Source organism: Micromonospora sp. NPDC048905, assembly GCF_040649655.1.
Taxonomy (GTDB): domain Bacteria; phylum Actinomycetota; class Actinomycetes; order Mycobacteriales; family Micromonosporaceae; genus Micromonospora.
The window spans coordinates 44,657-59,148 of the sequence record NZ_JBEZFV010000012.1 but is presented as its reverse complement, the minus strand read 5'-3'; the positions used below and the strand labels follow the sequence as shown (position 1 = coordinate 59,148).

At 70.7% G+C, this 14,492-nt stretch carries 16 protein-coding genes, 1 tRNA gene and 1 other RNA gene; 3 read left to right on the top strand and 15 right to left on the bottom strand.

Translation table 11 applies throughout. The features are described from left to right. Positions 1 to 74: 74 nt before the first annotated feature. The 4 genes from AB0C01_RS26615 to AB0C01_RS26600 are packed head-to-tail and all read right to left on the bottom strand — an operon-like array spanning position 75 to position 3,504. Entirely contained in the window at positions 75 to 725 is a 651-nt protein-coding gene (locus tag AB0C01_RS26615) for a response regulator transcription factor (protein ID WP_357242084.1), read from the bottom strand. Beyond that, entirely contained in the window at positions 722 to 1,966 is a 1,245-nt protein-coding gene (locus AB0C01_RS26610; RefSeq protein ID WP_357572427.1) for a histidine kinase, read from the bottom strand. Before AB0C01_RS26610 ends, AB0C01_RS26615 begins: the two co-directional genes overlap by 4 nt. A gap of 54 nt (positions 1,967 to 2,020) precedes the next feature. Further along, the gene (locus AB0C01_RS26605) at positions 2,021 to 2,527 is read right to left on the bottom strand and encodes a hemerythrin domain-containing protein (protein ID WP_357572426.1); all 507 of its coding nucleotides are present in this window, start codon (positions 2,525 to 2,527) and stop codon (positions 2,021 to 2,023) included. Further along, a complete protein-coding gene (locus AB0C01_RS26600) occupies positions 2,524 to 3,504 on the bottom strand; it encodes an aldo/keto reductase (protein WP_357572425.1) in 981 nt (326 codons plus the stop codon). The genes AB0C01_RS26605 and AB0C01_RS26600 overlap by 4 nt, the downstream gene beginning before the upstream one ends. 70 nt (positions 3,505 to 3,574) lie before the next feature. Between AB0C01_RS26600 and mgrA the strand changes: the two genes are divergently transcribed. Continuing rightward, positions 3,575 to 4,570 (top strand): L-glyceraldehyde 3-phosphate reductase, encoded by a 996-nt coding sequence (gene mgrA, locus AB0C01_RS26595; protein ID WP_357242075.1) that lies wholly within the window; start codon positions 3,575 to 3,577, stop codon positions 4,568 to 4,570. 57 nt (positions 4,571 to 4,627) lie between these two features. On the opposite strand, the gene AB0C01_RS26590 is transcribed toward mgrA, so the two are convergent. After that, on the bottom strand, positions 4,628 to 4,987 hold the full coding sequence (locus AB0C01_RS26590) for an SdpI family protein (RefSeq protein WP_357572424.1): 360 nt from the start codon (positions 4,985 to 4,987) through the stop codon (positions 4,628 to 4,630). Between the two features lie 110 nt (positions 4,988 to 5,097). On the opposite strand from AB0C01_RS26590, the gene AB0C01_RS26585 reads away from it, so the two are divergent. Beyond that, entirely contained in the window at positions 5,098 to 5,220 is a 123-nt protein-coding gene (locus AB0C01_RS26585) for a 50S ribosomal protein L36 (protein ID WP_030490864.1), read from the top strand. Positions 5,221 to 5,403: 183 nt separating this feature from the next. Here the strand turns inward: AB0C01_RS26585 and AB0C01_RS26580 are convergent. After that, positions 5,404 to 5,476, bottom strand: a tRNA-Ala gene (locus tag AB0C01_RS26580). An 89-nt stretch (positions 5,477 to 5,565) separates the two neighbouring features. After that, positions 5,566 to 6,156 carry a YqgE/AlgH family protein gene (locus tag AB0C01_RS26575; RefSeq protein ID WP_357098712.1) on the bottom strand — a complete coding sequence of 197 codons (591 nt, stop codon included), beginning with the start codon at positions 6,154 to 6,156 and terminating at the stop codon, positions 5,566 to 5,568. Between the two features lie 321 nt (positions 6,157 to 6,477). Between AB0C01_RS26575 and mdlC the strand changes: the two genes are divergently transcribed. Continuing rightward, entirely contained in the window at positions 6,478 to 8,073 is a 1,596-nt protein-coding gene (gene mdlC, locus AB0C01_RS26570; RefSeq protein ID WP_357572423.1) for a benzoylformate decarboxylase, read from the top strand. Between the two features lie 27 nt (positions 8,074 to 8,100). On the opposite strand, the gene AB0C01_RS26565 is transcribed toward mdlC, so the two are convergent. The 8 genes from AB0C01_RS26565 to prfB form a co-directional block, all read right to left on the bottom strand. Beyond that, the gene (locus tag AB0C01_RS26565; protein ID WP_357572422.1) at positions 8,101 to 9,054 is read right to left on the bottom strand and encodes a hypothetical protein; all 954 of its coding nucleotides are present in this window, start codon (positions 9,052 to 9,054) and stop codon (positions 8,101 to 8,103) included. A 46-nt stretch (positions 9,055 to 9,100) separates the two neighbouring features. Next, positions 9,101 to 9,589 (bottom strand): hypothetical protein, encoded by a 489-nt coding sequence (locus AB0C01_RS26560; RefSeq protein WP_357242063.1) that lies wholly within the window; start codon positions 9,587 to 9,589, stop codon positions 9,101 to 9,103. A gap of 141 nt (positions 9,590 to 9,730) precedes the next feature. Next, complete coding sequence (locus tag AB0C01_RS26555) at positions 9,731 to 10,411, bottom strand: hypothetical protein (RefSeq protein ID WP_357572421.1); 681 nt, start codon at positions 10,409 to 10,411, stop codon at positions 9,731 to 9,733. A 72-nt stretch (positions 10,412 to 10,483) separates the two neighbouring features. Then, positions 10,484 to 10,859: a transfer-messenger RNA gene (ssrA, locus tag AB0C01_RS26550) on the bottom strand. 104 nt (positions 10,860 to 10,963) lie between these two features. After that, complete coding sequence (smpB, locus tag AB0C01_RS26545; protein WP_357242057.1) at positions 10,964 to 11,443, bottom strand: SsrA-binding protein SmpB; 480 nt, start codon at positions 11,441 to 11,443, stop codon at positions 10,964 to 10,966. Between the two features lie 140 nt (positions 11,444 to 11,583). Then, positions 11,584 to 12,459 (bottom strand): permease-like cell division protein FtsX, encoded by an 876-nt coding sequence (ftsX, locus tag AB0C01_RS26540; RefSeq protein ID WP_357242054.1) that lies wholly within the window; start codon positions 12,457 to 12,459, stop codon positions 11,584 to 11,586. Positions 12,460 to 12,526: 67 nt separating this feature from the next. Further along, positions 12,527 to 13,207, bottom strand: a complete 681-nt coding sequence (gene ftsE / locus AB0C01_RS26535) for a cell division ATP-binding protein FtsE (RefSeq protein WP_030331491.1) — start codon at positions 13,205 to 13,207, stop codon at positions 12,527 to 12,529. 118 nt (positions 13,208 to 13,325) lie between these two features. Next, complete coding sequence (gene prfB, locus AB0C01_RS26530) at positions 13,326 to 14,447, bottom strand: peptide chain release factor 2 (RefSeq protein ID WP_357242050.1); 1,122 nt, start codon at positions 14,445 to 14,447, stop codon at positions 13,326 to 13,328. Between the last annotated feature and the right edge of the window lie 45 nt (positions 14,448 to 14,492).

Sequence of the window (14,492 nt, the reverse complement as noted above, 5' to 3'; positions counted from 1 at the left end):
GCACAGCCTCGACCGATGTCCGGCCGGTTCCCTCCCGGCCGGCGGTGAAGCCGCTCCCCCGCTGGAGGGACCGATCAGCCGGACGGGGTGACGAAGCCGGACTCGTAGGCGGCGATGACCGCCTGGGTGCGGTCGCGGGCGCCCAGCTTGGCCAGCACGTTGCCGACGTGTGTCTTGACCGTCTCCACCCCGACCACCAGGTGGGCGGCGATCTCCGGGTTGGACCGGCCGGTGGTCATCAACCGCAGCACCTCGGCCTCCCGCTCGGTGAGTCGGGCGGCGCGCAGCTGGTCGCCGCCGGCCGGCCCGTACGCCCCGACGAGCTGACGGATCGCCGCCGGGAAGAGCAGCGACTCCCCCGCCGCGACGACCCGGACGGCCTCCACCACCTCGGCGGGCCGGGCCCGTTTGAGCAGGAAGCCGGACGCGCCCGCGCGCAGCGCCTCGTAGACGTACTCGTCGTTGGCGAACGTGGTGACCACCAGTACCCGGGGCGGGTTGGCGGAGGTGGCCAGCAGGTGCCGGGTGGCCTGAATGCCGTCGATGCTGGGCATCCGCACATCCATCAGCACCACGTCCGGCCGGTGCCGGGCGACCAGCGGCGGCACCTCGGCGCCGTCGGCGGCTTCGGCGAGCACCCGCAGGTCGGGTTGGGCGTCGATGATGGCGCGCAGCCCCACCCGGATCAACTCGTCGTCGTCGACGATCAGCACCCCGGTGGTCATGTCGCCTCCTCGTAGGGCAGACGGGCCCGGATCAGCCAACGGTCGCCGTCCGGCCCCACGGTGATCCCGCCGCCGAGCAGCAGCACCCGCTCCCGCATGCCGTCCAGGCCCCGACCGCCGCGTCCCGGATGCGCCCGGTCGGGGCGCCGCACCTCGTTGACCAGCTCCAACTCCAGTACCCCCGGGTGCAGGTCCAGCCGCAGCGTCACCGGCCCCGCGCCGTAGCGGGCAGCGTTGGTCAGGCCTTCCTGGACGATCCGGTAGCCCTCCCGGGAGACCGCCGCGGGCACCCGCGCCGGGTCGCCGACGCGGTGTGCGTGCACCGCCAGCCCGGCTGCGCGGGCGTCGGTGACCAACCGGTCCAGGTCGGCGAGGGTACGCTGCGGCGCCACCACGGGCCGGCCGGTGCCGGCCTCCCGGAGCAGCCCGAGCACATGGTCCAGCTCGTCCATCGCGGTCCGTCCGGTCTCCTCGATGGCGGTGAGCGCCCGCCGGACGAACTCCCGGTCGGTGTCGAGGACCTCGCGGGCCGCTCCGGCCTGCAGGGTGGCCACGGTCAGCGCGTGGCCGATCGAGTCGTGCAGCTCCCGGGCCAGTCGGTTGCGTTCGGCGAGCCGGGTGGCCTGCGCCTCCAGGGCGGCGATCCGCTCCGCCTGGGCGGGGCCGAGCAGCACCGGCGCCATCAGACCGGCGAGCGCGCCGAGCCCGGCGACGGCGTAGCCGAGGCCGACCAGCAGCGCCACCCCGCTCAGGGTCAGCCAGCCGCTGTCCCGCCCGTCCAGCGGCCCGAACTGCCCCTCGCTGGTCAACTCGGTGCCGACGCCGAACTGCTGGGCGATGAAGGCCAACGCCAACGGCAGGGCGCCGAACAGCGCGGTCATCACCAGCGCGCCGACGATGAGGTGGGTGGCGATCCAGAGCGCGCTGCGCAGCCTGGTCTCCCGATCGCCGCGATGCCCCAGCGCCGGCTCGGGCAGGTCGACGCCGAGCAGACTCCGCACGGCGGCGATCTCCAGAGCCCGGCTGCCGTCCAACAGCAGCGGCACCACGGCGATCAGCACCGCGACCACCAGCAGCGCGTACGTCAGCGAGCGGGGGACCGCCGAGTCGGCGAACAGTTCGACGAAGGTCACCACGAGCAGCCCGTACGGCAGCGCCAGCACGCCACCGAGCAGCAGGAACACGCCGCGTCGCCAGGTGGTGCCGGCGACCAGCGGGGCCAGCGCCGTTCGGGGATTCACTCCGTCATTCTGCTGCCGGGGCCGGCTCGGCGACTCCCCCGCGCCGGGGAGATCTCAGCGGTGGTCGGCCACGTACTGCTGGGGGTCCTTGTCGCGGAACGGCAGATTGCGGCCGTTCTTGTGCTCGCCGTAGAAGGTCAGCCAGCGTTGGCCCAGCTCGGCGCGGAGTTCCGTGCTGGCGTGCCGGCGGAAGTCGGGCAGCGCCTCGTCCTCCTCCTCGGCGAGGTGCTCGCTGTTCTCCCGGCGGGCCGTGCCGACCGCCTCCCACCACTGGTCCGAGCCGACCGGGTGCAGTTTCGCCTCGGCGACGGCGTCGCGGATCTTGTTGTGGTCGCCGATCGCGTCGGCGGTCTCGTCCTCGCCGTCGTCGCCGTGCTTGACCAGATGCGGGTAGAGGATCGCCTCCTCCGCCTCGGCGTGGATGTCCAGGTGCAGGGCGAGAGCCTCCCAGATGGCGAGCATCTCCTGCTCGTCGCGGGCGTCGTCGAGGCGGGCGAAGCCGCGCCGGAAGGCGGCGTGGTCGTCCAGGATCAGTGCGGTGATGTCGTCCACTGTGCTCACTTTCCGGTGGTGTTGGCGAACCGGGCACGCAGCATCGCCGGCATCGCGGCGAGTCCGGTCACCGGGCGGAAGCGTTTCGCGGCCTCGGCCAGCGCCGCGTACTCGTCGTCGGCGAGGTCGATGTCCGCGGCGGCGGCGTTGCGTTCCATCTGTTCCACCCCGGACGCCCCGGGGATGGCGAGCACGTTCGGGTGGCGCAGCAGGTAGGCCAGCGCGATCTGACTGGGGGTGGCGTCGTGGGCGTCGGCCACCTGGCGCAGGGTGTCGATCAGGACCGCGCCGCGTTCCAGGTTCTCCGGCAGGAAGTACGGGTTGGCCCGCCGCACCGCGCCGCTCGGCGGGTTCTTCGCGTCGTAGCGGCCGGAGAGGAAGCCCTGCGCCAGCGGGCTGTACGCGATGACCACCCGCCCGGCCTGGCGGGCGTACGGCAGCAGGTCCTGTTCGGGGGCGCGGTCCAGCATGCTGTAGCGGACCTGGTTGCTGAGCACCCGCCGGCCGAGCGCCGCCTCGGCGACCTGCCAGCGGCGCAGCCCGTAGTTGCTCACGCCCACCTCGCCGACCAGCCCGACGTCCTGCAACACCCGCATGCCGCGCATGGTGGTGTGGTCGGCGACGAGCGGGTTGGGTTGGTGCACCTGGTAGAGGTCGATGTGGGTGACGCCGAGTCGGGCCGCCGAGGCGACCGCCCGTTGCTGCACCACCGCCGCCACCGGCACCACCGGGAAGATCTTGCTGGCGACGGTGACGTTGGGCCGGTCGTCGCCGAGGGCGGCGCCGAGGATCCGTTCGCTGCGCCCGAAGGCGTAGATCTCCGCGGTGTCGAAGACGGTCACGCCCAACTCGACGGCCCGGCGGACGATCTGCGCGGCCCGCTTCTCGAAGTCCGGGCCGTAGCCCCATTCCCGGGAGCCGAACTGCCAGGTGCCCAACCCGATCCTGGACAGCGGTTTGGGGGTGTCGAGGGCAATGAAACGCATGGCGTCGAAACTACCCCGCTGTCCTGATTCGCACGCGTGATCCGGGGTACCGCGGGCCGGAGCTAGGCTCATGATCGTGACCTACCTCGCCGCGGATGACCGCTACGACACCATGACCTACCGGCGCAGCGGACGCAGTGGCCTGCGACTGCCCGCCGTCTCCCTCGGGCTCTGGCACAACTTCGGTCCGGACCGCCCGTTCGACCGGCAGCGCGACATCGTCCGGCGCGCCTTCGACCTGGGGGTCACCCACTTCGACCTGGCGAACAACTACGGGCCGCCGCCCGGTTCGGCGGAGGAGAACTTCGGCCGGCTGCTCGCCACCGACCTGAGGGCCTACCGGGACGAGCTGGTCATCTCCAGCAAGGCCGGCTACCTCATGTGGCCCGGCCCGTACGGCGAGTGGGGCTCGCGCAAGAACCTGATCTCGTCGCTGGACCAGTCGCTGCGCCGGATGGGGCTGGACTACGTCGACATCTTCTACTCGCACCGGTTCGACCCGGACACCCCGCTCGAAGAGACGATGGGCGCGCTGGACGCCGCCGTCCGCTCCGGCAAGGCGCTCTACGTGGGCATCTCGAACTACAACTCCGAGCAGACCGCACGGGCCGCCGCGATCCTGCGCGACCTGGGCACACCGCTGCTGATCAACCAGCCGTCGTACTCGATGCTCAACCGCTGGACCGAGTCCGACGGCCTGCTCGACACGCTGGAGCAGGTCGGGGCGGGTTGCATCGCGTACAGTCCGCTGGCCCAGGGCCTGCTGACCGACCGTTACCTGGGCGGCATCCCGGACGACTCGCGGGTACGCACGAGTGTCTTCCTCAACGAGAGCGACCTCAGCGAGGAGAAGATGGCCACCATCCGCGGGCTCGGCGCGATCGCCGAGCGGCGCGGTCAGTCCCTCGCGCAGCTCGCGCTCGCCTGGGCGCTGCGTGATCCACGGATGACCAGCCTGATCATCGGGGCGAGCAGCGTCGGACAGTTGGAGACGAACATCGCCGCGCTGGACAACCTCGACTTCACCGCCGAGGAGCTGGCCGAGATCGACGGTCTGCTGCGCTGACCCGCGCGGGCGGGCCGGGTCAGCAGATCCGGCCCCGCCCGACGCGGTCGGCCGCGGTCACCGTTTCCCGTCGAGGGCGGCCGCGGCCCGGTCGGCGAGATAGCCCAGGTAGGCCAGGTAGGGCACGACGAGCAGGGCGAGCGCCAGCACGGCCGCGATCACCGGCGGGTCACCGTAGGCGGCCCCGAGCAGGATCGGCAGCGGAGAGGCGACCGCCAGCAGGATGCCCGTGCGGCGCAGGGGCCGGGCGACCCGTTGGTGCGCCGCGTGCCAGTGCTCGGCCGAGCGCATCGTCGCCGGGGTCCGCACACCGGGGCTGCGGTTTCTGTTCACCGTGGGTCGCAGCGCGACCCGGGAGGTGAACACCACGAGCCATCCGAGGAACGCGTAGACCGCTGTCACAAACGCCCCGGCCAACACTGCGGCACCTCCCCACCCATCGCTGAGGATCATTCTAGGTGGCGGGGAATCCCCAGGGTGGGTGCGGCGTTTCGATACTCGGAACCGCTGGAACCAAGGAGGCAGACATGAAGGTACGTAGCTCGTTGCGTGCGCTGAAGCAGAAGCCGGGTTCGGTGGTGGTCCGCCGTCGTGGCCGGGTGGTCGTGGTGAACCGCGCGAACCCGCAGTGGAAGAGCCGCCAGGGCTGATAACCCCCTTATCGGACATAGTGCAGTGCACGCCCCGGCCGGGTCACTCCCGGTCGGGGCGTTTTGTCGTTCGCAGATGGCCCCACGACGGACGCTGGGCGATCGGCGAGCGGACGGGTGGGGACGAAAAGAAGCGGCCCGGTTGATGATCATCAACCGGGCCGCTGCCCTACGTTCGCAAGGTGGAGCCGAGGGGACTCGAACCCCTGACCCCCACACTGCCAGTGTGGTGCGCTACCAGCTGCGCCACGGCCCCTTGCTGTCGTCCCGGTCGCCCGGGCACTGGGAAACTATACACAGACCGGCCCGCATGGTCATCTCGCGGGGTCCCCCGCCCGGGGCGGGTCAGTTGAGCGCGACGTCCGGCGGGAAGTGGGCGACCGCGGCCATCATCCCGCCCTGGCGGCGCAGCACCATCGGCCACAGATCGTCGGGCCGGTCGACGAACGCGTCACCGGGCAGCCCGTCCAGCACGAACCAGGAACCGTCGGCGATCTCCTGCTCCAACTGGCCGCTGCCCCAGCCGGAGTAACCGGCGAAGACCCGGATGCCACCGATGCTCTCCCGCAGCCGCTCCGGGTCGACCGAGAGGTCGATCGTGCCGACCGCTCCGGAGACCTGGTGGAAGCCCTTGAGCCGGCGCATCGGGTGCCGCATCCGGGCCAGGCAGATGGCCGAGTCAGGCTGCACCGGCCCACCCTCGAAGAGCACTGCCGGGTAACGGGCCAGATCGCTCCAGTCGCCGAGCACCTCGGCCACCGGCACCTCGGTGGCCCGGTTCAACACCACGCCGAGCGCGCCGCCCGGCTCGTGGGCGACCAGCAGCACCACCGTACGGTCGAAGTTCGGGTCCTTGAGCGCCGGAGTCGCGACCAGCAGCCGCCCGGTCATCGACTCCATCGCTCGTCCGCCGATCGCCTGACCCTCTCCCTGCATCCCACACACCCGTCAACCGTGAGCCCGCGCTGTGGATCGGTCATCTGCCGGATCCGCCCGGTGCATCGAGATCAGCCGTGCTGTCAACGCCATGCCTGGCACCATAGCCTGCGTCCCGGGTGCTGGCTAAGGGCTGACCGGCAGGTGATCAGACAGTTAAGACAGCTCCCTGTTCACCCCGATGCCCCTGACCAGGTACGGGCGTGGCCGGCTGGATGAGCCCGTGGGAAACACCCGAAAGGTCCGTCACATCCCGATAGATTCGGCTGATCGGGAGGGGCGACTGCTGTCGTCCCTCCCGCGACACGAAGGCGGGTGGCGATGGCAACGGTCCGGGACGCGACGTACGACGTGCTCCGCACCCTCGGCATGACCACCGTCTTCGGCAACCCCGGCTCGACGGAGGAGCCGTTCCTGCGGGACTTCCCCGCCGACTTCCACTACGTCCACGCGCTCCAGGAGGCGACGGCGGTCGCGATGGCCGACGGCTACGCCCAGGCCAGCGGGACAGCCGCCCACGTCAACCTGCACACCGCCCCGGGCACCGGCAACGGCATGGGCAACCTCGTCACCGCCTGGCACAACAAGACCCCGCTGATCGTCACGGCCGGCCAGCAGACCCGGGAGATGCTGCTGCTCGAGCCTCGGCTGGCCAGCCGGCGGCCCACCGAGCTCCCCCAGCCGTACGTCAAGTGGGCCTACGAGCCGGCCCGGGCACAGGACATCCCGGCGGCGGTGCTGCGGGCGTACGCGACGGCGGTGCAGCCACCAGCCGGGCCGGTCTTCCTCTCCCTGCCGATGGACGACTGGGCCCAGCCGGCCGACCCGCCGCCCGCACCGCGAACGGTGGCCACCCGGTTCGCGCCGGACCCACAACGGCTGGACGAGTTCGCCCGGGTCCTGGCCGGCAGCGACAACCCCGTGCTGGTGTACGGCCCGGGGGTGGACCGCTCCGGTAGCTGGCCGACAGCTGTCGCGCTCGCCGAACGGCTGGCCGCACCGGTCTGGTCGGCCCCCGCACCCGAACGCGCCGTGTTCCCGGAGGACCACCCGCACTTCCGCGGGGTGCTCCCGTATGCGATCGGTCCCCTCGCCGAGGCGCTGCGCGGCCACGACACGGTGCTTGTCGTCGGCGCTCCGGTGTTCCGCTACTACCCGTACGTGCCGGGCGGGCACCTACCGGACGGCGCCCGGCTGCTGCACGTCACGGACGACCCCGACGAGGCCGCGCGTGCCCCGGTCGGGGACAGCCTGCTCGGCGACCCGGGGCTGACGCTGACCGCGCTCGTGGACCGGGTGCCGCCGGCCGACCGGGTGCCGCCCACACCCCGCGACACACCGGCCCCGCCGGAGATCACCGCCCCGCTGAGCGCCGACGCCCTGTTCGCCGGGCTGGCCGCGCACTGGCCGGCCGATGGCGTGCTGGTGCAGGAGTCACCGTCCAATCTGTCCGCTCTGCGCCGGCAGTTGCGGATCACGCGCCCGGCGTCGTACTTCACGATGGCCAGCGGCGGCCTCGGCTACGGCCTGCCGGCCGCGATCGGGGTGGCGCTCGCCGAACGGGACACCGGGCGCGGCCGTCCGGTGGTGGCGGTCATCGGCGACGGCTCGTTCCACTACTCGGTGCAGGCGCTGTGGACCGCCGCGCGTCTCGCACTGCCGCTGGTGGTCGTCGTCCCGGTCAATCAGCAGTACGCGATCCTCAAGGCGTTCGCCGAGCTGAAGGACACCCCCGGGGTGCCCGGCCTGGACCTGCCGGGGTTGGACATCGTCGCCATCGCGGCCGGCTACGGCTGCGCCACCGAGGTCGTCGAGACGCCCGACCAACTCGGTACGGCGCTCGTCACCGGGCTGCGTGCCGACGGGCCGACCGTGTTGCCGGTGCCGATCAGCACCGACGTGCCCAGCATCCTCTGAGGGCCGCCGGTCAGCTCCGGTGCCCGGTCAGCGTGGGGCGATCGACAGGGGTGCTCCGCTGGCGACGTCCAGGACCGGCCGGGCGCCCAGCGGCGCCGCCAGGGTGACGGCGACCGGTTCCAGCTTCAGTATGGCGGGGCAGTCGCCGGTGCCCCGGGTGACGCTGCCGCCCACCACGACGACGTCGGGCCGTTCCCACACCAGCGGCGTGATGCCGGTGTCGCAGGCGCCGACGCCGAGCCCCACGGTCATCCGGACATCGTCGACCGCCGTCAGGTTCTGGGCGCCCACCAGCCCGTCGGCCAGCGGACGGGCCGGCGCGGAGGGTTGGGGAACGGGCGTGACCGCGGTCGGCGCGACGGCGAGCCGGGCCACCGGGGCGGCCAGTTCCTTGATGGTGAACAGCCAGGCCGGGACCTGCGCCGTGCCCCGGCTCGTGCGGACCGGCACGGCACCGAACGTGACACCGGTGACGGTGAGCGAGAGACAGGCCGTCTGCGTCGCGCTGGTGGCCCACCCGTCCGGCCCTGGTTCGACGCTGGGGCCGCCGGGGCTCGGCCGGCCGGGCCGCTTCGGTCGCCCCGGGCAGGGCAGCGGATCACCCTGGTCGAGCTGCCGGTACGCCTCGGCGGCACTGACCAGCGGCAGCGTCAGCCGGCCGTCCGGGAAGCGGATCTCCCCGCCGACCCGGGTGGGCGGTATCGCGGCCTCCGCCCGGTACCACCCGGCCTCGAACGCGACCTTGGTGTCGGAGTTGAAGCGCGGGTCACCGGTGAGCACCGTGGGTCCCTCCAGCGGGACGTACCCCGTGCTCCACGCGGGGCCGGGTCGCCACGCCTCGGCGACCTCGGCGGCCCGCTTGTCGAACGCCTCGCCGCGGGGCGACGGGTGGCGAGGCCCGACGGGCGGATCGGCGACGGGCGCGGCGCAGCCCGCGGTGAGCAGCAACGGGAGTACGAGCAGCAGGGCCGGTCGACGCATGTACGGTTCGACGCCGCCGCCGACCCCCCGGTTCCCGGCCGACCGCTCAGGTCTCGCCGCCCAGGTCCGTCTGGTACGCCTCCCAGAGCAGGTCGGCGCCGCGCCGCCGATGCCGGGCCAACCTCCGCAGCAGGTGCCCGGCGCGGTGCCGCAGTTCGGCGGGATCGACCTCGGGCCGCTCGGCGATCCGCTGCACGGCGAGGATCGCCGCGATGATCCCCGCGTGTTCCCGGGTCAGCATCCGTACCCCGTGGTCCAGCCGTGGCGACTGGGTGAGCAGCTCCCGGTAGAGGCCGGCCGGACCCTCGGTGGCCCGGACGTGCTCGGCGAACCCCTGCCCCACCGGACCCAGCCGGAGCAGGACGCCTTCCCGCCAGCGCGGCTCGGTGGGAGGCACGGTGACGGCCCGGCCGAACGCGTGCACGTCTCCGGCCAGACCGGCCGGGCGTGGCTCACCGGGCAGCTCGACGGGATGCGGCGGTACGGCGGACAACCGGGCGACGAGTGACGACTGCTGGACCGGACCGGTGACCATGGCACCTCCCGTGCTGCGCTGCTATCCCATACCGCGATGGTGAGCGCGCCCGACCGTGCCTGTAAAGGCCCCGCGAGTCCTCATCTGCCCCGAGGGTCCCGACAGTCCCGCCAGTCGCAGGGGCAACCGACCCACCGTCGCTCAGCCGAGCTGGGGGTGTTCCGCCAGGCGGCGCAGTTGGCGGGCGACGGCGTGCGCGTCGCCGTCCCGACCGTCGACGGGTCGGCCCGTCGTGATCGCGTCGGCCAGCGCGCGCAACTCGGACGGGGGCAGGCTGCTCAGCCCCATGCCCTGCACCGCGATGGTGACTCGCCGTCCATCCTCGTGGTCGGTCGCGATGATGGCGGGTGTTCGCTGCCGACCCGCCGGAAAGTCGTCCGCGGGCTCGCCGTACGACAGCGAGGCGGCGTCGAACCGGGCGGTGGCGAGGTCGACGTCGCGCGTCCGGAACGCGCCCCGGACCCGGACGTGGCTGCCCTCCAGCCAGGCGGCCGTGCGGAGCACCCGCAGCACCAGGTAGATGCTGAGCAGGACGAACGGCAGCCCGCAGAGTCCGATGAACGGGCTCAGCCCGGCGTGGTCGGCGCCACCGTCGGCGTCGCGCAGCGCGGGTGGCAGCATCCCCGGCGGCACGTCGCGAGCCTCCTCGTAGGAGGAGAACGGGTCACCCGGGCCGGACAGTCGCCCCAGCACCCCGCCGGCGACCAGCGGCAACACCACGAACGCCGCGGCGACGGCGGCGATGAACACGCCCACCACCACCGCCCACGTCCGCTGTGCCGGTGAGGCGCCGACCGACAGGCGCAGCTCCTGGTTCGTCACAGGGGGCAGCGTAGGCGAGCCGCGTACACGACGAAGCGCCCCGGCTGGTGGGCCGGGGCGCTTCGCTCGAGGTGGTGGAGGTGCCGGGAATCGAACCCGGGTCCTTCGCCGGTTTGTCAGGGCTTCTCCGAGCGCAGCTCGCTGTGCCTCTACTCGGCCCCACCGCTCACGCGAGCAAGTTGGTGTGACGGGCCCAGTCGCTGATTAATCTCGCCGCACGGACCCCGCGACCGGGTCCGGTTGGCCAGCCTCCTAGCTGATGCCGGCTACTGGGACGAAGGCGTTCCCAGACCGACAGACTTAGCTACTCGCCTCAGGCGGCGAGAGCGAAGTCAGCGCGTTGGTTATTGGCGCTTATAAAGTTCCGACGACCGATTCTCGAGACGACGTCGGCTTCCTCGGCTCGCTTCCCCTGTCGCTGCGTACGAAGTCGAAACCAGTCACCCCCTCGACAGGCCACCGATGTGGTGGCACTGACAAGACTAACGCCTGGCGCAACGGCTTTCATCCCGAGCCCCGGGCCGGCGTGCCGACCCGGACAAACGGGACGTTCTACTCGTCCATTCCCTTGCCGCGCCGACCCGACACCCGGGCGATCTCCCGGTCCGCGTCCCGCTTGGCGAGGTCCTGGCGCTTGTCGTACGACTTCTTGCCCTTGGCCAGGGCGATCTCGACCTTGGCCCAGCCGTCGGAGAAGTAGACCTGCAACGGAACGATCGTCAGACCGCCCTCGCGGGTCTTGCCGACGAGCTTGTCGATCTCGACCCGGTTGAGCAGCAGCTTGCGGGTACGCCGGGGCTCGTGGTTGGTCCAGGTGCCCTGCGTGTACTCCGGGATGTGCATGGCGTGCAGAAACAGCTCGCCGTCCCGCTCCTGGGCGAACGCGTCGACAAGCGACGCCCGCCCGGCCCGCAGCGACTTGACCTCGGTGCCGGTCAGCGCCATGCCTGCCTCGTACGTGTCGAGAATGGCGTAGTCGTGGCGCGCCTTCTTGTTGGAGGCGACCACCTTGCGCCCCTTTTCCCGTGGCATCGGTGCCACCCCCTCTCTCCGCTGCCCGTGGGCCGAGCGCACCTCGGCCGGACAACCGATCATGCTACCGGAACAACAAGGACCCTCCCGCGCCGTTTATTTCCGGCGGCGGAAGGGTCCTCGGGAGACGACGGGACGACCTAGACCCGCAGGTAGAAGCGCAGGGTGATCCAGGCGGTGCCCGCGCTGATCAGACCACCGACGCCGGCCATCAGCGGGAAGACGACCAGGATGTCACCCCAGCCGATCGGCGAGAGCAGACCCTGCAACGCGCTCAACGACCCGTCGAAGAGCAGGTACTTGGCCGCGACCAGGGCCACCAGACCCAGCAGTGAACCGATCAGGCCGGCCACCACCGCCTCCAGCACGAACGGCGCCTGGATGAACCAGTTGGACGCGCCGACCAGCTTCATGACCGCCACCTCACGCCGCTTGCTGTACGCGGCGACCTGGATGGTGTTCGCGACCAGCAGCAGGGCGGCGATCGCCATCACGGTGGCTGCGGCCAGGGCGATGTTCTGGATCGAGGTGAGGATGTTGAAGATCTTGTCGAGCAGTCGGCTCTGGTCGATGATCTCGTCGACACCGGCGCTGTTCTTGTACTGCTCGTAGATGTCCTTGTACTGCTCCGGGTTGTTCAGCTTGAGCCGGAACGACTCGGGCAACTGGTCGGGCTTGACCACGTTCACCAGGTCGGGCGCGTCCTGGTACATGACCTTGAACTTCTTGTACGCCTCGTCCTTGTTGACGTAGAAGACCTCCTTGACCAGGGGGTCGCTGTCGAGCTTGGCGTTCAGGTCGGTGCGCTCCTGCTCGCTCACCTCCTGCTTCAAGAAGATCGAGACTTCGATGTTCTTGTAGTAGGTGACCTTCATGTCGTCGACCTGGCGGTACATGAGACCGCTGGCGCCGAGCATGGTCAGCGAGACCGCCATCGTGATGATCATCGCGATGGACATGGTCACGTTGCGCCACAGTCCGACCAGTACCTCGGACAGGACGTATTTCACGCGCATCGGGATTTCCTCCGGGTCTCCGGCATGAAGTGTTCGTCGTCAGGCTGCGCAGGGGTGGAGAGCCGGCTCACCCGTAGACGCCGCGGGCCTGGTCACGCACGATACGACCGCTCTCGATCTCGACGACGCGGCGGCGCATCTGGTTGACGATGTTGGAGTCGTGGGTGACCATCACGACGGTCGTGCCGGTGCGGTTGATCCGGTCCAGCAGGCGCATGATCTCGATCGAGGTGTCCGGGTCCAGGTTTCCGGTGGGCTCGTCCGCCAGCAGGATCAGCGGACGGTTCACGAACGCCCGGGCGACGGCGACGCGCTGCTGCTCACCACCGGAGAGCTCGTGCGGGTACCGGTGCTCCTTGCCACCGAGCCCGACCAGCTCCAGCACCTCCGGCACGACCCGGCGGGCAACCGCCTTGGTCTTGCCGATCACCTCGAGGGCGAACGCCACGTTCTCGTACGCGGTGCGGTTCGGCAGCAGCCGGAAGTCCTGGAAGACACAGCCGATCGAGCGCCGGAAGTGGGGTCGCTTCCAGGAGCGCATCGATGTGACGTCCTTGCCGTTGACGACGACGCGACCCTTGTTGGGGGCGACCTCGTGCAGCAGCATCTTGATGATTGTGGACTTGCCGGAGCCGGATGGACCGATGAAGAAGACGAACTCGCCCTTCTCGATCGAGACGGACACGTTGTCGAGCGAAGGCCGGGACGCCTTCGGGTACGTCTTCGTCACTTGCTCAAGCTGAATCACGGGTGGTGAGTCTACGCGGTGTAACAACTGAGCCAAGCCCCACGCCCCGCCGATCCGGCACGAGTCGTCGAATCAGGCCTCTACCTGGAGATCGACGACGCGTTCCGCCCGCGTGTCGTTACGCTCCGTCGCCGGCGAGTTGCCGCTGCTTACGCCAACGGATGCCCGCCTCGATGAAACCGTCCAGATCGCCGTCGAACACCGCGCTCGGATTGCCGGTCTCCTGCTCGGTTCGGAGATCCTTCACCATCTGATACGGGTGCAGGACGTAGGAGCGCATCTGGTCGCCCCACGAACCGGCGGCGTTCTCCTTGAGCCCCTCCAGCTTGGCCTGCTCCTCCTGGCGCTTGCGCTCCAACAGCCGGGCCTGGAGCACCCGCAGCGCGGAGGCCTTGTTCTGCAACTGGGACTTCTCGTTCTGACACGTGACCACGATGCCGGTCGGGATGTGGGTCAACCGGACCGCCGAGTCGGTGGTGTTGACGCTCTGCCCACCGGGGCCGGAGGAGCGGTAGACGTCGACGCGTACCTCGTTCTCCGGGATGTCGATGTGGTCGGTCTGCTCGGTGACCGGCAGGACCTCGACGCCCGCGAAGCTGGTCTGCCGGCGGCCCTGGTTGTCGAACGGGCTGATCCGGACCAACCGGTGGGTGCCCGACTCGACGCTGAGCGTGCCGTACGCGTAGGGCACCTTGACCGCGAAGGTGGCCGACTTCAGACCCGCCTCCTCGGCGTAGGAGGTCTCGTAGACCTCGGTCGGGTAGCCGTGCCGCTCCGCCCAGCGCAGGTACATCCGCAGCAGCATCTCGGCGAAGTCGGCGGCGTCCACGCCACCGGCGCCCGCGCGGATGGCGATCAGCGCCTCCCGGGAGTCGTACTCGCCGGAGAGCAGGGTGCGGACCTCCATCTCCTGGATGGCCTTGGTCAGCCCGGTGATCTCCGACTCGACCTCGAGCAGCACGCCCGGGTCGACCTCGGCCTCGGCCAGCTCCAGCAGAACCTGGGCGTCGTCGAGGCTGGACCGGAGGCTGCCCAGCTTGCTGATCTCGCCGTTGACGTACGACAGCTGCGAGGTCACCTGCTGAGCCTTGGCCTGGTCGTCCCACAGGTCGGGGGCGGAAGCCTCCTGCTCGAGGCGGGCCTTGTCCTCGTGGAGTCGGTCGAGGTTGAGGACGGCCTCGATGTTTCGCAGGGTCGCGTCGAGTTCCTTGAGCTGTTCGGCGTAATCGGCAGCGGTCACGACAGGTAAGCGTACTGCGCGGACGACGATTGAGCTTGCGAGCCC

Excerpts from the sequence above, each read along its gene's own strand:
- ftsX (WP_357242054.1), bottom strand. The coding sequence starts at position 12,459 with ATGCGCGTGAAATACGTCCTGTCCGAGGTACTGGTCGGACTGTGGCGC.
- AB0C01_RS26585 (WP_030490864.1), top strand. The coding sequence starts at position 5,098 with ATGAAGGTACGTAGCTCGTTGCGTGCGCTGAAGCAGAAGCCGGGTTCG.
- AB0C01_RS26575 (WP_357098712.1), bottom strand. The coding sequence starts at position 6,156 with ATGCAGGGAGAGGGTCAGGCGATCGGCGGACGAGCGATGGAGTCGATG.
- AB0C01_RS26560 (WP_357242063.1), bottom strand. The coding sequence starts at position 9,589 with ATGGTCACCGGTCCGGTCCAGCAGTCGTCACTCGTCGCCCGGTTGTCC.
- AB0C01_RS26615 (WP_357242084.1), bottom strand. The coding sequence starts at position 725 with ATGACCACCGGGGTGCTGATCGTCGACGACGACGAGTTGATCCGGGTG.
- AB0C01_RS26565 (WP_357572422.1), bottom strand. The coding sequence starts at position 9,054 with ATGCGTCGACCGGCCCTGCTGCTCGTACTCCCGTTGCTGCTCACCGCG.
- mdlC (WP_357572423.1), top strand. The coding sequence starts at position 6,478 with ATGGCAACGGTCCGGGACGCGACGTACGACGTGCTCCGCACCCTCGGC.
- AB0C01_RS26600 (WP_357572425.1), bottom strand. The coding sequence starts at position 3,504 with ATGCGTTTCATTGCCCTCGACACCCCCAAACCGCTGTCCAGGATCGGG.
- smpB (WP_357242057.1), bottom strand. The coding sequence starts at position 11,443 with ATGCCACGGGAAAAGGGGCGCAAGGTGGTCGCCTCCAACAAGAAGGCG.
- mgrA (WP_357242075.1), top strand. The coding sequence starts at position 3,575 with ATGATCGTGACCTACCTCGCCGCGGATGACCGCTACGACACCATGACC.